Source organism: Candidatus Krumholzibacteriia bacterium (assembly GCA_035649275.1).
In the GTDB taxonomy this organism is placed as follows: Bacteria; Krumholzibacteriota; Krumholzibacteriia.
Genome location: DASRJW010000099.1, coordinates 1 through 16,082, shown reverse-complemented (window position 1 = coordinate 16,082; position 16,082 = coordinate 1). Strand labels below are relative to the sequence as shown.

The window sequence follows — 16,082 nt, the reverse complement described above, 5'->3', positions numbered from 1 at the left end:
AGCCACCGGAGTATGGTTGTAGCGTCGAGAGGCTCGGGCCCCGCTCGCTTTCGATCCTTGCCTGGCTGCAAGACCCCAAGCTGCGTTTCCTCGCCGGCAAGACCAACTCGTTCCCGGTTTCCTTCCGGGCGGACTACTACTTCCCCGCCGCCATCGGGACGCGCTACCGCCGGCTCGGCAGCGGGGGCATCGACGTCTATGCCTTCAAGGAAGGTGTGGCGGACCCACGCGCCGCCCTGCGACGGGCCATGGAATCCCGCGCTGAGGGGTGAGTGCGTCACTCGGTCAACAAGTACTCCATCGTGGTCACGACCCGCACCTTCTTCTCCACCTGGCTCTGTTCCGTGACCGCCTGGGATTCGTCCCGCGGCAAGATCTGGAAGAGCCCTTGCGTGGCGCGGTGGATGCCGCCGATGCGGCTCCTCGAGTCGGCAGCGAACTGCTCGGCGCTCTCGCGGGCATTGCGGGTCGCCTCGGCGATCATGTCCGGTTTGATCTCGTTCAGCTTGGTGAACACGAACACCGGGCCGCCGAGGTCGTTGAGCACGACGCCGCGGCGCACGAGCTCGCCGGTGCGCTGCCCGAGTGCTGCGAGCATGTCGACCTTCTCGGTGCGCACGATGAGCGTTTGCTGCACGGTGTAGCGCGCTTCGCCCACCGGACCCGATCTCCAGGCCTGCGCCAGGACGTCCTGCACCTCCAAGCGCTGCGGCCGTAGATCGTCCTCGGCGAGACCGCCGGAGACGAGGAACTCCCGGATCGCCTGCACGTCCGCGTCGATCTTCGCCTGCAGCCGGGAGAGATCGTTACCGCCGCTGCTGACCTGCAGCGTCCAGATCGCGACATCCGCTTTGACCAGCTTCTCCGCCAGGCCGCGGACGTTGACGAAACGATCCGCCGTGCGGGCGTCGCGGAAACCCCGGCCGATGAGCCCGCCACCGACGCTGGCGCCGAGGGCGAGCAGGAGCGCCGCCAGGGCAAGACTCGCGGTTCCTCGTGACTCCATCATTCCTCCTGTCCTGGACGCATGGCGCCAAGAATCGCGAGGGCCAGCCATCGCTCATGGCAGATCAAACAGCAAGAACTCGGAGGCGCCGGTGGCAGCGAACTGCAATCGCGTCTCTTCACTGATGGCGGCGCCGTCGCCGGCGGCCAGCGTTTGCCCGTTCACCGCGACCTCGCCGCGGGCCACCTGCACCCAGGCGTGCCGGCCCGGGCCGAGCGCATGCTCCACGGACGTACCCTCCAGGATGGAGGCAAGGATCGAAGCATCCTGGTGCAGGAGCAGCGAACCGTCGCGCATGTCGGCGGAGGCGATGACCCGCAGCCGGCCGCGCTTTTCGGCTGCGGGAAAGCGCTTGTCCTCGTAGCCCGGCGGCAAGCCGCGCCGCTCCGGCAGCAACCAGATCTGCAGGAAGTGCACGGGTTCCGTCTGCGAGTGGTTGAACTCGCTGTGCATGACGCCGCTGCCTGCGCTCATGCGCTGCACGTCGCCCGGGCGAAGCACCCCGCCGCCACCCGTGCTGTCGCGGTGCTCCAGGGCGCCATCGAGCACGTAGGTGACGATCTCCATGTCCCGGTGACCGTGGGTACCGAAGCCCTGCCCGGGCGCGACCACGTCCTCGTTGATGACACGGAGGACTCGAAAGCCCATGTGCTCCGGGTCGTGGTAGTCGGCGAAGGAGAAGGTATGGTTGGTGTCGAGCCAGCCGTGGTCGAAGTGACCGCGCTCGCGGGCTCGGCGCAGGCGAAGCATGGGGTTTCTGCCTTTCCTCAGTACCGAGCCAAGGTGGGATCGACCACCTCGGCCCAGCGATCGATGCCGCCGCGCAGGCTGCGCACGTTGGCAAAGCCGCGCTGGGCCAGGGCCAGCGCGGCGCGCATGCTGCGCATCCCGTGATGGCAGTAGAGCACGTGCGGGCGCTCTTGTTGGAGCTCCCCGAGCCGCTGGACCAGCTGGCCGAGCGGGATGTGCACCGCTCCAGGGATGTGCACGAGGGCGTGCTCCCAACCTTCGCGCACGTCCACCAGCACCCAGTCTTCGCCGGCGTCGAGCGCCCGCTTCAACTCGTCGACCTCGATCTCGTAGGGCATGTGTTCTCCCGGTCGCAGTTTACTCCTGCAGGGCGGCGGCGAGCCGACGCTCCAGCTCCGCCGCATCCATGCCGGTGATGCGTAAGCGCTTGTCCGGCGCTCCGGTGCCGCTCGCTACTGCCAAAGCCGTCGCCGGCACGCCGAGCGCCGCCGCGAGAACGCGCACCAGTTCCGCATTCGCCCGCCCGTGCTCGGGCGCCGCGCGCACGGCCACCTTGATCCCGGAGCCGTGCCGTCCGAGCAACCCGGCCTGTGCCGAGCGTGGCTTGACGCGCACGATCAAGAAAGCTTCCGGGACATTCTTGGCGCTCTCGCCGCCCATTCTCCGCCTCGACGCCAGCGGTTGGAACACACCGCAGTCGCTCGGACTCAACGCGACGGCGCTGCGGACTGCGGCTGCGCCGGCCCTGGCGCCGCGCGCTCGAGCCGTACCGCCACGGATTTGAACGTGGGCGTATGGGAGCGCCCGTCCACGCGCCGCGGCACCAGGACGTTCGCCTCGGGATAGTACACCGCCAGGTTGCCGCGCCGGATGTCGGCGGCCAAGACGCGCACCGGTCCGTAGACGCCGGCGTCTGAACGCAGGTGGACGCGCTCCCCGGGCCGTAGACCCAACGCGGCTGCGTCCTCGGGATGGACGAAGACGACGTCGCGCCCGTCGGCGCCGCGGTAGACGTCCTCGTATTCGTAGACCACGGTGTTGAACTGGCCCTCGGAGCGCACTGTCATCAGGCGGAACTCGCCGGGGCGCAAGGGGAACTCCGGCACCGGGGTGAGGTGGAAGCGAGCCCGGCCGTCGGCGGTGGCGAAGCGCGGCTCGTGGCGGATGCGGCCCTCGATGGTGAACTCGCGCTTCGTCGTATCCAGCTCGGCGAGCGGCGCGAAGCCCGGGACGACCCGTCCCATCTCCCGCCGCAGGGTGCGATGGTCCTTCCAGCGCTCCCAGTCGATGGGGCCGCGAGGCAGAACGCGTGCTGCCAGGGATGCCACGATGTCCACCTCCGAGAGCATCTCGGGTGACAGCGGTCGCGCCCCGCCGTCGGAAAGACGCACGTAGTTGAACATGCTCTCCTGGGTGGTCGCCTGCGCCTCCTCGTCGCGCGTGCGCGCCGGCAGCACGAGCGTCGTTTTGCCACCGCCGTGGAAATGTCCCGGGTTGAGCTTCGTCGACACGAAGATCGCGGTCTCGACGCGCTGCATGCAACGCGACGTCCACTCCGGATCGGGGCTGGCACTGAAGAGATTGCCACCGAGGTAAACGGCCGTACAAATCCGCCCCTCGCCCATGGCTTCGACGCCGGCGAAGGTATCGAGCCCCTTCGCCGCCGGCAGCTTCACGCCATAGGCCTGCTCCAGCGCCCGGGCGAAAGCCTCTTTGAGCTCCGGGGTCACACCGACGCTGCCCACGCCCTGCACGTTCGAGTGTCCCCGGATCGGGAGCAGCCCGGCGTGCGGCTTGCCCAGCATGCCGCGGAGCATGGCCAGATTGGCGATGGCGAGGACGTTGTCCACCCCGTGGAGATGGTGGGTGATACCCATGGCCCACATGAAAATTGCCCTCTCGGCGCGGAGATAAGCGAGCGCCACCTCTTGCATCGCTTCCCGCGACACGCCGCTCTCGCGCTCCAGGTCGTCCCAGCGCGCCGCGCGCAGATCCTCTTCCAGCGCGGTGAAACCGACGGTGTGCTGGGCGATGAAATCCCGGTCCGCACCCCCCGCTTCGAGAACGCGCTTCGCCACTCCCTTCAGGAATGGGATGTCGCCGCTGATGTGGGGCTGCACGTAGAGATCGGAGACCTGGGAGCCGAAGACGAGACTCCACGGTCGCGAGGGGATGCGGAAGCGCTCGAGGCCGGCTTCGCGCAGCGGGTTGACCATCACCACCGTGCCGCCGCGGCGGCGGATGTCCACGAGACGCGTGATCAGGCGCGGGTGGTTGGAAGCCGGGTTGGCGCCCAGGACCAGGGCGAAATCGGCGTGCTCCAGATCCTCATGGGTGACGGTGGCCGTGCCCGCCCCGAGGACGAGGTTGAGCCCGACGCCGGAGGCCTGATGGCAGTAGTACGAACAATTGTTGACATTGTTGGTGCCGAAGACGCGAGCGAAGCACTGCAGCAGGAAAGCGGCCTCGTTGCTGCTGCGCCCGGAGGAATAGAACATGGTTTGCTCCGGCGAGGTGCCGCGCAGCGCACCGGCGGCGCGATCGAGTGCCTCCTGCCAGGAAAGGCGACGCCAGTGACTGGTTCCGGCTTCGAAGAGCAGCGGGAAGCCGATGCGCCCGGCGTCCTCCAAATTCTTGGAGTCCCAAGTGAGCAGTTCCTGGTGTGAATGGCGTTGGAAGAATTCTGCGGCGATGGGCGGCTGCATGTCCGCCGCCTGGGCCTGGAAGGACTTCTTGCAAACTTCGAGGGCGCTGCCGCTTTCGTTGCGCATGCCGCCGCGCTGTCCGCCCATGCCGAGCGCACAGGTCTTGCAGGCGTTCTTCAGGCGCAGGCGGCGGTAGAAGCGAAGGACACCGCCGGATTGGCGTGCCTTCCGCCATGCGTAGAGGATGGAGGCCACGCCGCCGCCGCTGCGCAATGCTGCTCCCGGGAATGCCGGTGTCCACTCCGGCTGCCTCGCCACCGCCTGGCCGGTCAGTATACCATCCGGCTCCATGAGCCTCGGAGCGAACCACGAAAGGACGACGGGCACTGGCGTCGAGTTCCGCCGCGAGCTCGGTCTCGTCGACGCCACGGTGGTGGTAGCGGGCGCCATCATCGGTGTCGGGATCTTCGCCAACCCGAGCAACGTCGCCCGCATCGTCGGCGATCCCACGCTCATGATCGTGGCCTGGGCCGCCGGCGGGCTGCTGGCGCTCCTCGGCGGCTTCGCTTACGCCGAGCTGGCCTCGCGCCTGCCGCACGTGGGTGGTCAATACCTGTATCTCGCCCGCGCCTATCACCCCGCCGTCGGTTTCCTCTACGGGATCGCCTTGCTCTTCATCATCAACGGCGGCGCCATCGCGGCGGTGGCGATCCTCTTCGCCTCGTACGTGGACAGCTCCTTCGTCCACCTCGGAGCCGCCGGTGTGCGCCTGCTCGCCGCCACCGTCCTCGTGTTCCTGACCGCGGTGAACGTCGTCGGCATCCGCGCCGGCAAGCAGGTAAACAACACCTTGATGGCGCTCAAGCTGGCCGGGATCGTGGCACTCCTGGCGCTGGCATTCTTCGGCCCCGACACGCCGGCGAGCCGCTTCGACCTCGGCGTGCTCCGCGACCCGAGCGCCGGCTGGATCGGTTTGCTCTTCACTGCCCTCGTGCCGATCATGTTCGCCTACGGCGGCTGGCAGAACTGCGGCTCCGTGGCCGGCGAGATCCGCGATCCGGCACGCAACTTGGCGCGGGCGAACGTGCTCGGTGTGATCCTCGTGGTGGCGCTGTACGTCGCCCTCAACCTCGCCTACCTGCGCGTCCTCGCTCCGGAGCAGATCGCCGCCTCGCCGGCGGTGGCCTTCGAGATGGCGCGCACGATCGCCGGGGCAGCGGGCGGCCGGTTGGTGGCGGCGTTGATCCTGGCCTCGAGCCTCGGCTTCCTCTCGGTGATCGTTCTCACCGCCCCGCGTCTCTATTACGCCATGGCCCGGGACGGTCTCTTCCTGCAGCGGGCCGCCGGCTTGCATCCGCGCTTCCGCACCCCCGCCTTCACCCTGTGGTTCCAGGCCGCCGTTTCCATCGCCTTGCTCGCCACGAACACCTACGACGAACTCCTCTCCTTCGTGGTGTTCGCGGACTGGCTCTTCTTCGGTCTCACCGTAGGCGCACTCTTCCGCCTGCGCCGACGCGATCCGTCGCCGCCGGGGCTGGTGGCGATGCCCGGCCATCCGGTGACGACATTGCTCTTTCTTCTCGCCGCCGCCGGGATCGTGGTGAACAGCTTTTTCGCCTACACGCTGCAGTCCCTGGTCGGCTCGGCCATTCTCGCTGCTGCCGGTGGCGGCTACGCCTTGGTCGCACGCCAGCGCCGACGCCACAGAACGCGCGAGGCGGTGTGAAAACGATGCACTTTCCCGAAGTCGCCTACATGACCTGGGCCAAGACGCTGCCCAAGGCCAGGATCAATCTGGCGCGGAGCGGCATGGACCCGTGCCCGGCGTCCCTCCTCCGTCTCTCGGCCCGCGACTGCGTCCCGAACCACCCCTTGCCGGACGGAGGACAAACCCTGGCGTACTACGGCTATGCGCCGCTCCTGGAAGCGCTCGGGAAGCGCTACAGCGTGGGTGTGGATCGCGTCCTCGCTCTGCCGGGCGGCACGAGTCTGGCGAACTTCGTCGCCTGCGCCGCCGCCATCGCCGACGCGGGGCCGCATCCCGAGGTCATCGTCGAGCGCCCGACCTACGAGCAACTGCGACGCATCCCCGAGACCCTCGACTGTCGGATCCGACGGTTGGAGCGCCGCTACCAGGATGGTTGGGGCATCGATCTCGAGCTCTTCGCCCGCCTGGTGAACCGGCGCACACGTCTCGCCATCGTCTCCAACCTGCACAATCCATCGGGGATGCGGATCGAGCCAGCGGTGCTCCGCAGCATGGCGCGCTTGCTGGGCCGCGTCGGGGCCTTCCTACTCGTGGACGAGGTCTACCTCGAGTGTCTCTTCGGGCGCGAGGCTGCTTCCTCCGTGCACGCGGGCTCCAATGTCCTGGTCACGAACAGCCTGACCAAGGCGTACGGTCTCGACGGCCTGCGCGCCGGCTGGATCCTCGGCCCCAAACCGCTCATCCACAGAGCCGGGAAGATCTACGATCTGATGGGGGTGAACGCGGTAGTGCCCGGAGAACGGCTGGCTCTCGCGGCGTTCCGGAACCTCGAGGCCATCCGCCGCCACACCCGGAAGCGAATGGCGGCGAACCGCGAAGGCGTGCGCCGTTTTCTCGCCATGGAACCTCGCCTGCAGGCGCACTTGCCGCCCGGAGGCAACATCTTCTTCGCCCGGCTGCCCCGCCACCTGGACGGCGACCGCTTCGCCAAGCATCTCCTGCGGCGCTACTCCACCTTGGTAGCGCCGGGAAGCTTCTTCGAGTCTCCTCGCTGCGTGCGTGTCGGCTTCAGCTCCGCGCCGCGCCGTCTTGCTCGTGGCTTGGAGAATCTCTCCCGCGCCCTCGATGATCTCGCTGGTCGCTGAGTGTGTGGTCGCTGTCTCGATCTGAGTTTCATCCTACTCGTGCGTGGGCGACGCTCCTCACGGAGCCCGAAAGCGCCGATTGCACGATCAGAAGAGTGCGATCGACCGGACGAACGCAGTGCGATAATGGGTATGCGCGAGGATTCTGGCACGTGCCTGCTTCGCCTCGGCTTCCGTTCCATACTGACCGATGTAGACGCGGTACCAGACGCCCTTGCTCTCCAAATCGGTGCGAATGGCGCGCGCCTGGTAGCCTCGCGCTTGCAGCCGCGCCACCTCGACCGCGGCCGCTGCTGCGTTTCGAAACGAAGAGACGTTGACGGCATAGATCAAGCCGCCCGCGCGGCGAGGAGCGGGCGCCAGAGCTCTCGGTGTCGTGTCCTCGGATGGTGCGACTGGCGCAGATGGCTGGATCACTTCCTGGGAAACCTGCGGCGCTTCGACTGCAGGCGGGACGACCACGGGAGCGGTCTTCGTTTGCTGCGGCGCCAACTCTTCGGCCTTTGCTCCTCGAGCGGTGTTCGATACCACCTCGCTCGCGACATGAACACTCGGGTCCTGTAGGGGCGCAACTACCGGCGCACGTATCGATGTCATGGGCACGACCATCGCGGACCAGCGCCCCGCAAACCATGCGAGAAGACCAGCTCCAACGATCCAACTGACCACCGCGAGCGGTTTCGCGACTCGGTGGCCCAAGCGCGCGAAGGATCCGACCTCGGCGGCGCCACGAGGAAGTCGCCCCTGTGGCCGCGTGTCGACGGCAGGCAATGGCTTCGTGCCAACGAGCGCTGGCCTCGGTCGAGTCGCGAGCCTCGAGAACTGGCTTCCGTCAGGATCCAGGCTGGCCAAGGTCTCGTGGCTCCTTTCCAGATCATCCAAGGCAGCGGTCAACGTCTCGATGATCTGTGAGACATCCTTCTGTTTCTCGAGAGGCGCTCGTCCTGGCCTACGTGGCCCATCCAACTCCCGCTGCTTGTAGCGCTTCACAATGCGTTTCACACTATGGTCGATATACGCGGTTGTCGCGGTACTTTGTGCTATGTCAAGAAGCGTTTGCCTTCCCACGTTCTCTAGTAGACCTGACGGACGAGCCTCGAGGGAGAGACATTGTAAGTTTGGAGAAATGCCGTGCTCGTGTTTGTACAGCATGGCTCGGTAGATGCGCGCATGCAGTTCCCCCCGAAACCACTCCGGCTTGATTCGGGGTGCTACGTACTCGAGCAATGCTGGGTCCCCCATGATGCTACCAAGAATGTGGACTTCGGGATCGGGCCTCTCCTTGCCAAGCGAAGGATGCTCGCTCCGGGAGTCGTCAGGGGAAGTCTTGTACATGACGCCTCCATCCGCATCGACCCCGGACGACATGCGTCGGGATCTGGAAGGTCGACCTCGAGGGCTACAAAGCAGAGGTGGAGTACTTCAAGCTTAGGCAGAGGTGGAATACTTCAAGCTTAGCATGTCACCCATCCGAATCGACAGGGCCCGTCACCGCAGGTCAGGAACAGGATGTGCGCCGTGACGCAGCGCACCGTGGTGGAGCACACCGTCGTGGCCAGTAGGGGACTCCCCCACTCGAGTCCAGACACAAATCGGCAGCCACGCTCGGTCGTGGACTCAGTGTCTCCTATACCAGACGGCACCTTGATCGGACTCGAAGGTTAGGAGTGTCGCGTGGGCGCGAATCGTGGCCAACAGGTGCAGACGACCCTTCAGGAGATGGAGGTCCATGACTCCTGGTCGAGCGGGTATCGAACTCCGGAGAACGAATGCTTCTATGGGATGGCGTTCGACTATCTCGCAGCCGTGAATCCGCTGGAAGCCCGCACGACAGCTGATCCACGCCTTCAATTCGCTCTGGTTCCGCAAGATCCGCATTGCGGGACCGGCTCGCGCCAACCTGCTCGTGTTCCGTAAACAGGGCTTCAGCGTTGCCAGATTCGCCCCTACCTCTTCCTCAAGCACAGGAACTCGATGAACGGACCGAATGCCAGAGTGGGAATGCCGAGCGACGCGAGCGGCCCTCCCCCGACCCGTTCCAGCAAGAAGGTGGCGAACCTCCGTTTCGCACTTCTCTTCTCTTCGGGCGCCCACCCTCCAGGAAGAAGTCGATTGTGCCCAGCTGTCGTGTTCAGAACCTCGAATCGCTGTCGCGACCGCCGCAATGGTCGGATGATGCCCCAGTAGGACATCCCACGCCACCCACGCACATCGAAGTTTGTACCCGATACGTGACGACCGGACGCGACCGCGATACGGTATGCAAGCCCTGGCGGCAGCCAAGGAAGAACCGGTAACCCTGTCGTGTGACGATCGATAGGCCAGAGCACGTTGGGCGTCTCGCTGATGAACAAAAGACCCCCGCGCTTGAGCAATCTCCACATCTCCAGGATGACTTTCGGTCTTACAGAAAAGGGGACGACGTGCTCGAGCACACCGTTTGCAAGAATGAAATCGAAGGTCTCGTCAGGCATTTTCAGGTCGCCAACCTCGACAACCGATGGGATGAGACGCAATCCCACCTGATCGGCCAAGTCGTGGTATTCGAGCCGAAGCTTGGCGATTTCCAGCGCGTCGGGATCGATATCGGTCGCGGTGATGGAACCACCCTTGGCTTTCTCCGCCAGTGCCACGACGGAGCTACCTGTGCCGCAGCCGAAGTCGAGGATCTCCAGGCCACGGAGGTTGGTGAAAGCAAGTACTTGTGGAATCAACCGCCGGCGGAACGCGAGGACGCGCCCTCCCATGTGGTCGTCGATCCATCCTCGGTAGTCACGAAGGCTCTCGGTTCCCGCATGCATGCGCTTCACGCGGCTGAGCATTTCCTCGCCATACGGAATCGGATGCTGTGGTTCATCCTGGGTGCCCATGGGATCATGCAGGTGTGGGTTGGGCACGTCAGCTCCCACCTTCGGCACCCTTCGACTCGCTTCGCCATGCTGCAGGATCCTGCCTGCGACAGGTGGCGCAGGCAGAACGTCTGACGGGACGTGGCCTCCGAGTCTACCCAGATTCGCAGAAGACCTTCAACGCCTGGGCTCTTCTCCGGCGAACCTCGTCCTGCAGAATCTTCAGGATCCGCAAGCTTCCCCAACGAACGCCAGCGGCTTGGGGATCGCTTCGCACCTCCTGCGCGATCCGCGCCGACGGAATTTTGCTTCCAAGTGCGACCCTCGTGCATGCAGGATGCTCCCACGGCGGATGGCCGGTGATCCGTCCTGTGCATTCCTGTTGCCTCGGATCCCCCATCGTCAGGAGTGTGGGCTGGCTCGCTCCATGCACCCACCCCTGCGAAGGATTCCGGGTTCTGACGCAACAAGCTTGCGACGCACGGGAGGATGCGAGGCGCCGCGTGCCATATCGTCATGACAATGGAAGCCGATGCCGGGCCCTGGCGAGTTTCTACCTGGGAATCGTGATCGCGCTGGCGGCGTCAGGATCCGCTTCCGCTCAGAGCGGCGGATACCCCCGGCTGGCGAACATCTACACGCTCGGCTACGTCGACCCGGCCGACCTCCCCACGCTCGCGCAATGGGATTTCGTCGTCCTGAGCTCGGCCATCACAGAAACCGACGTGGCGAAGCTCCGCTCCTACAACCCGCACATCCGCATCTTCCTCTACGTGTTACCGTACGACGTCACGTACCCCGGCGAACCGAACGATCCGTGGAAATATGCGAACAGCGTGTACGCGGAGACGAACAACCTGTGGTGGTACGACCGCAACGTCAACCCCGCGTCGGACTGGCCCATGACGCGCATGGTCAACATCACCGAGCTCGGCGCGGCGGGACCGTCGGGCACGTGGGCCCAGTACATCGCGGACCGCATCGTGAGCCTCGTCGTCTCGCACCCGTCGATCGATGGCATCATGCTCGACAACTTCTGGAGACACCTGGCGTGGAAACAGGCCAACCTGCAGCTCGACTCCGACTGCAACCCCACGCACAACCCGGGCGGCTGTGACGGCATCGCCGACACGAACGCGGTCCTTGACTCGCTGTGGAACCAGTCACTCCGCAACCTGGCGGCCCACCTGCGCCAGCGCTTCGACGAGCTCGACGCGCAGCGCGGCCGCCCCCTGGCCTTGATCGGGAACGGCGCGTCCGATTACTTCCCCTGGCTCAGCGGCTCGGTCCACGAGACCTTCCCGTCCGGATGGCACGAGGTGGACGCCGGCAACCCGTACAACTACAACTGGAACTTCGAGATGCTGGACCCGCTTTCCGGCTACCTCACAGCGCCGTTCTCCACCGTTCCCTATCAGGCCACGATCATGAACACGGTGTGGACCGGAACGTGGGCGCAGCCCGATCGCACCGCGGAGTTCGAGCGGCACAAGCGCTTCACGCTCGTTTCCACCTTGATGGGTTCCGGGTACTACAGTTTGGACGCCGGTGCGCAGCTCGGGAACGGCCAGCTCTGGTGGGAGCCGGAGTACGACGCTGCCGGACGCGGCAAGGGGTATCTGGGCCAACCGCTCGGGCCGATGGCACGGATCGGCGTGCCGACGGGACCGGAGCTGGTCGCGAACGGCGATCTCAGCTCCGGGATCACCGGTTGGGACTATTACGCGTACCAGGCCACCGGCAGTCTCAATGCCGACAACTCCATCCTGCACTCGACGCCCGCCGCCGCGCGCATCCAGGTGCAGGCCGTCTCACCGGGCGGGGAGTTCAAGGTGTGGAAGACCGGCTTGTCCGTGGTCTCCGGGCTCAGCTACACGCTCGCCTTCTGGGCCCGCGCCAGCACTGCCCTGGATCTGGACTTCCACCTCTACGCCGACGCCTGTCCGGGGGGCGCTTGTTTGAATGAGCAGAGCGTCCAGCTCGGGACGTCGTGGCAACGGTACCAGGTCCATTTCTTCTCGACAGGGAGCGCCTCTGCGTCCCTCAATCTCTTCGTGCGCGAGCCGGGCACGGTGTGGCTCGACGACGTCTCGCTGCGCGAAGGGGAAACGACCGTCTACCGGCGTGACTTCGAGCGCGGCGTGGCGCTCCTCAACTACACATCGAGTCAGCGGACGATTGACTTGGGGGGCTCGTACGAGAGGTTGCGCATTCCGGGCAGCACGGAGTTCAACGGCGCCGCGGTGACCGAGGAGAGCGTACCGCCGTGGGACGGCCGCATCCTGCTCCGCGTCGGTTCGACGGCGGTGCCGCATGGCCGACTGCATCAGAACGAGCCCAACCCGTTCAACCCGGGCACGCGCATCGACTTCCAGCTCCTGTCGCCGGAATCGGTCCACCTGGCCGTGTACGACATCCGCGGCCGCCTCGTGCGCGTCCTCCTCGACGCGGCACTCCCCGCCGGCGACGCCGCCGTCCGTTGGGACGGCACCGATCGTCTGCACCAACCCGTCCACTCCGGCATCTACATCTACCGGCTCGAGACGCCGAGCTTCAACGAGTCGAAAAAAATGACCCTGCTGCGCTGAAACCTCAGCGCCTCCCTGGTCATGCGTCTGGCTGCCGCAGAACCGGCACCAGGAAGAGGAGCGGCCCGAGCGGCCCCGGTCCCTCGGATGTCGCGCAAAGCCGCGCCCCGCGCCGTCTGGAATTCTCTTGCAAGAACGCCCCCTTGCATGCAGGATGTACCGTTGCGTGGACCTGAGCGGAATCCTCTGGACGCGAGGGCCGCATGCCCTATCGTTACAACAGTAGAAACGCACGCCGGGACCTGGCCCACCTGTTCCTGGGAATCGTGCTCGTGCTGGCGGCGGCCGGATCCGCTTCCGCCCAGCCCGGCGGATACCCCCGGCTGGCGAACATCTACACGCTTGGCTACCTCGACCCCGCCGACATCCCCACGCTCGCGCAATGGGATCTCGTCGTCCTGAATACGGTAGTCACGGAAGCCGAGCTGGCGCAGCTCCGCTCCTACAACCCGAACATCCGCCTCTTCTTCTACGTCGCTCCGTACGACGTCATTTACCCCGCCAACCCGAACGATTCGTGGAAATATGCGAATACCATGTACGCGCAGTCGAACGACCTGTGGTGGTACGACCGCTACGGCAACCCCGCCTCGGACTGGGCCGGGATGCGCATGGTGAACATCACCGCCCTCGGCGCGGCGGGGCCGTCCGGCAATTGGGCCCAGTACCTCGAGGACAGCATCGTGAACCTGGTCACCGAGCGCCCGTCCATCGATGGCATCATGTTCGACAACTTCTGGCGACACCTGGCGTGGAATCAGGCCAACTTGCAGCTCGACTCCGACTGCAACCCCACCCACAACCCGGGCGGTTGTAACGGCATCGCCGACACGAACACGGCCCTGGACGCGCTGTGGAACCAGTCGCTCCGCAACCTGGCTTCCCGCCTGCGCCAGCGCTTCGACGCGCTCGAAGCGCAGCGCGACCGCCCCCTGGCCTTTGTCGGGAACGGTTCGTCCGATTACTTCGCCTGGCTCAGCGGCTCGGTCCATGAGACCTTCCCGTCCGGATGGCACGAGGTGGACCCAGGCAACCCGTACAACTACAACTGGAATTTCGAGATGCTGGACCCGCTTTCCGGCTACCTCACCGCGCCGTTCTCCACCGATCCGTATCCGGCCTCGATCATGAACTCGGTGTGGACCGGCTCGGTGATAGAGCCCCAGCGCACCGCGGAGTTCGAGCGGCACAAGCGCTTCACACTCGTTTCCACCATGCTGGGTTCCGGCTACTACAGCCTGGACGCGGGGAACGTGCTGGGGAACGGCCAGCTCTGGTGGGAGCCGGAGTACGACGCCGGCGGACGCTTCCGGCCGGCGGTGGGGTATCTGGGCCACGCGCGCGGACCGATGACACGAATCGGCCTGCCCACGGGGCCGGAGCTATTCGCGAACGGCGATTTCAGTTCCGGTACCACCGGCTGGGACTCCTACGGCTTCTCGTCCACCGGCAGCTTCAACACCGATCCCTCCATCCTGCACTCGGCGCCCGCCGCCGCGCGCATCCAGGTGCAGACGGTGTCGCCAGGCGGCGAGTACAAGGTGTGGACAACCGGCTTGTCCGTGGTCACTGGGCTCAGCTACACGCTCGCCTTCTGGGCTCGCGCCAGCACCACCCTGGATCTGAACTTCTACCTCTACGCCGACGACTGTCCGGGAGGCGTCTGTCTGAATAATCAGAACCTCCAGCTCGGGACGTCGTGGCAACAGTACCAGGTCCAGTTCTTCTCGACGGGGACCGCCTCGGCGGCCCTCAATCTCTTCGTGCGCCAGCCGGGCACGGTGTGGCTCGACGACGTCTCGCTGCGCGGAGGGGACACGACCGTCTTCCGGCGCGACTTCGAGCGCGGCGTGGTGCTCCTCAATTACACCTCGACACCGCGGACGATCGACCTGGGGGAATCGTACGAGAGGTTGCTCATTCCCGGCAGCACGGAGTTCGACGGCTCCACGTTGACCTCGGAGAGCGTACCGCCCTGGGATGGCCGCATCCTGCTCCGCCCCGGCATCGTGACCGGCGTCGGCATGCTGCCAGTGCGCCGCGGCAAGCTGCAGCAGAACGCGCCCAACCCGTTCAACCCGGGGACCCGCATCGACTTCCAGCTGCTGACCCCGGAAAAGGTCCGCCTGGCCGTCTACGACATCCGCGGCCGCCTGGTGCGCGTCCTTTTCGACGCGCCGCTCCCCGCCGGCGACGCCGCCGTCCGCTGGGACGGCACCGATCGCCTGAATCGGCCCGTCCAATCCGGCATCTACACCTACCGGCTCGAGACGCCGAGCTTCAGTGAGTCGAGAAAGATGACGCTGGTGCGCTGAAGCGACTTCGACTTCAGCCTCGAGTACGATCTCCTGCAGGATTCTTGCCTCGAGGCCAGCGCGGCGATCCACTACGACAACAAGCCCGCCGTTGCCGGAACCGGGACGTACTACGTGTACGGGTTCTTGGGGTGGGAGCTCGACGGACCGGCGGCTTCAGCGGTACACGGGACGATACATCGTCTTCGCGATGAACTTCCGGAGGTCCCGCGGCCTGCGTACGCCCGCCAGGCGGGACTCGAAGATCTTTTCCGCGACCCTCAAAGCGACGTGGGACGACACCTCCCTGATGTTCTTCACGTCGGGATAGATCAGGCCCTTTTCGAAATCCGCTGCGGTGACCTGCTCGGCCACCGCCTCGGCCGCCGTGATGAACATCTCGTCAGTCACGCGCTTTGCCCCCGTCGCCAGGACCGCGAGTCCCACCGCCGGGAAGATGAAGACGTTGTTCCCCTGCCCCGGGGTGAACGTCCTGCCCCCGTACGCCACGGGCGCAAACGGGCTGCCGCTGGCGAAAATCGCCTTCCCCCTGCTCCAGGTGTAGGCCTGTTCGGCGGTGCACTCCGAGCGCGACGTCGGGTTCGAGTAGGGAAAGATCACCGGCCGGACGTTCACAGCGCTCATGTTCTCGATGACCTGCCGAGTGAAGGCCCCCCCGACGGTGCTGACGCCGACGATGGCGGTCGGCCGGATCCTGAGGACGCACGCCGCAAAATCGTTCGATGGCGGGCCGTCGAGGGCGAACGGCTTCTGGTATGCGGCAAGGTCGTTGCGTGACCGCACGAGCAGACCGTTCACGTCGAACATCGAGAGGCGCGAGAGCGCCTCCTCCTCGGAGAGCCCGTCCTTCAGGAACTTCTGCACGATCATGTCGGCGATCCCGAACGCCGCGGCCCCCGCGCCGAGGAAGAGGAACCGCTGCTCCCGGAACGGCTGCTTCAGCAGCCGGCTGATCGCGATGAACCCCGCGAGCGCGACGCCGGCGGTGCCCTGGATGTCGTCGTTGAACGTGCAGATCCTGTCGCGGTACCGGTCGAGGATGCGGATGGCGTTCACGCCGGCAAAGTCCTCCCACT

The 16,082-nt window shown here is 65.9% G+C and carries 13 protein-coding genes; 5 read left to right on the top strand and 8 right to left on the bottom strand.

Features of this window, described 5'->3' with window-relative positions:
- A partial coding sequence (locus VFE28_09930) for a hypothetical protein (protein ID HZM16311.1) occupies positions 1 to 272 on the top strand: 272 nt, incomplete at its 5' end.
- Positions 273 to 277: 5 nt separating this feature from the next.
- Here VFE28_09930 and VFE28_09925 read toward each other — a convergent pair.
- From VFE28_09925 to VFE28_09905, 5 genes are read right to left on the bottom strand one after another with little or no spacing between them, the layout of a single operon-like run.
- The gene (locus VFE28_09925; protein ID HZM16310.1) at positions 278 to 1,006 is read right to left on the bottom strand and encodes an SIMPL domain-containing protein; all 729 of its coding nucleotides are present in this window, start codon (positions 1,004 to 1,006) and stop codon (positions 278 to 280) included.
- Between the two features lie 54 nt (positions 1,007 to 1,060).
- Complete coding sequence (locus VFE28_09920) at positions 1,061 to 1,756, bottom strand: pirin family protein (protein HZM16309.1); 696 nt, start codon at positions 1,754 to 1,756, stop codon at positions 1,061 to 1,063.
- A gap of 17 nt (positions 1,757 to 1,773) precedes the next feature.
- Entirely contained in the window at positions 1,774 to 2,094 is a 321-nt protein-coding gene (locus VFE28_09915; GenBank protein ID HZM16308.1) for a rhodanese-like domain-containing protein, read from the bottom strand.
- Positions 2,095 to 2,113: 19 nt separating this feature from the next.
- Positions 2,114 to 2,416: a DUF167 domain-containing protein gene (locus VFE28_09910; protein HZM16307.1), complete on the bottom strand. Its 303-nt coding sequence runs from the start codon at positions 2,414 to 2,416 to the stop codon at positions 2,114 to 2,116.
- A gap of 47 nt (positions 2,417 to 2,463) precedes the next feature.
- Positions 2,464 to 4,752 carry an FdhF/YdeP family oxidoreductase gene (locus tag VFE28_09905; GenBank protein HZM16306.1) on the bottom strand — a complete coding sequence of 763 codons (2,289 nt, stop codon included), beginning with the start codon at positions 4,750 to 4,752 and terminating at the stop codon, positions 2,464 to 2,466.
- Between VFE28_09905 and VFE28_09900 the strand changes: the two genes are divergently transcribed.
- Together VFE28_09900 and VFE28_09895 are read left to right on the top strand one after the other, a co-directional pair.
- Positions 4,751 to 6,127 carry an amino acid permease gene (locus VFE28_09900; GenBank protein HZM16305.1) on the top strand — a complete coding sequence of 459 codons (1,377 nt, stop codon included), beginning with the start codon at positions 4,751 to 4,753 and terminating at the stop codon, positions 6,125 to 6,127. The two genes, VFE28_09905 and VFE28_09900, sit on opposite strands and share 2 nt — an antisense overlap.
- Before the next feature lie 5 nt (positions 6,128 to 6,132).
- Positions 6,133 to 7,254, top strand: a complete 1,122-nt coding sequence (locus VFE28_09895) for a pyridoxal phosphate-dependent aminotransferase (protein ID HZM16304.1) — start codon at positions 6,133 to 6,135, stop codon at positions 7,252 to 7,254.
- Positions 7,255 to 7,341: 87 nt separating this feature from the next.
- Here the strand turns inward: VFE28_09895 and VFE28_09890 are convergent, their stop codons facing one another.
- Positions 7,342 to 8,589 carry a DnaB-like helicase N-terminal domain-containing protein gene (locus tag VFE28_09890; protein ID HZM16303.1) on the bottom strand — a complete coding sequence of 416 codons (1,248 nt, stop codon included), beginning with the start codon at positions 8,587 to 8,589 and terminating at the stop codon, positions 7,342 to 7,344.
- Positions 8,590 to 9,200: 611 nt separating this feature from the next.
- Entirely contained in the window at positions 9,201 to 10,124 is a 924-nt protein-coding gene (locus tag VFE28_09885; GenBank protein HZM16302.1) for a class I SAM-dependent methyltransferase, read from the bottom strand.
- Positions 10,125 to 10,669: 545 nt separating this feature from the next.
- On the opposite strand from VFE28_09885, the gene VFE28_09880 reads away from it, so the two are divergent.
- Positions 10,670 to 12,691 (top strand): putative glycoside hydrolase, encoded by a 2,022-nt coding sequence (locus VFE28_09880; protein HZM16301.1) that lies wholly within the window; start codon positions 10,670 to 10,672, stop codon positions 12,689 to 12,691.
- A 203-nt stretch (positions 12,692 to 12,894) separates the two neighbouring features.
- On the top strand, positions 12,895 to 15,006 hold the full coding sequence (locus tag VFE28_09875; protein HZM16300.1) for a putative glycoside hydrolase: 2,112 nt from the start codon (positions 12,895 to 12,897) through the stop codon (positions 15,004 to 15,006).
- A 156-nt stretch (positions 15,007 to 15,162) separates the two neighbouring features.
- On the opposite strand, the gene maeA is transcribed toward VFE28_09875, so the two are convergent.
- Positions 15,163 to 16,082: oxaloacetate-decarboxylating malate dehydrogenase (gene maeA / locus VFE28_09870; GenBank protein HZM16299.1), on the bottom strand; the 920-nt coding region annotated here is incomplete at its 5' end.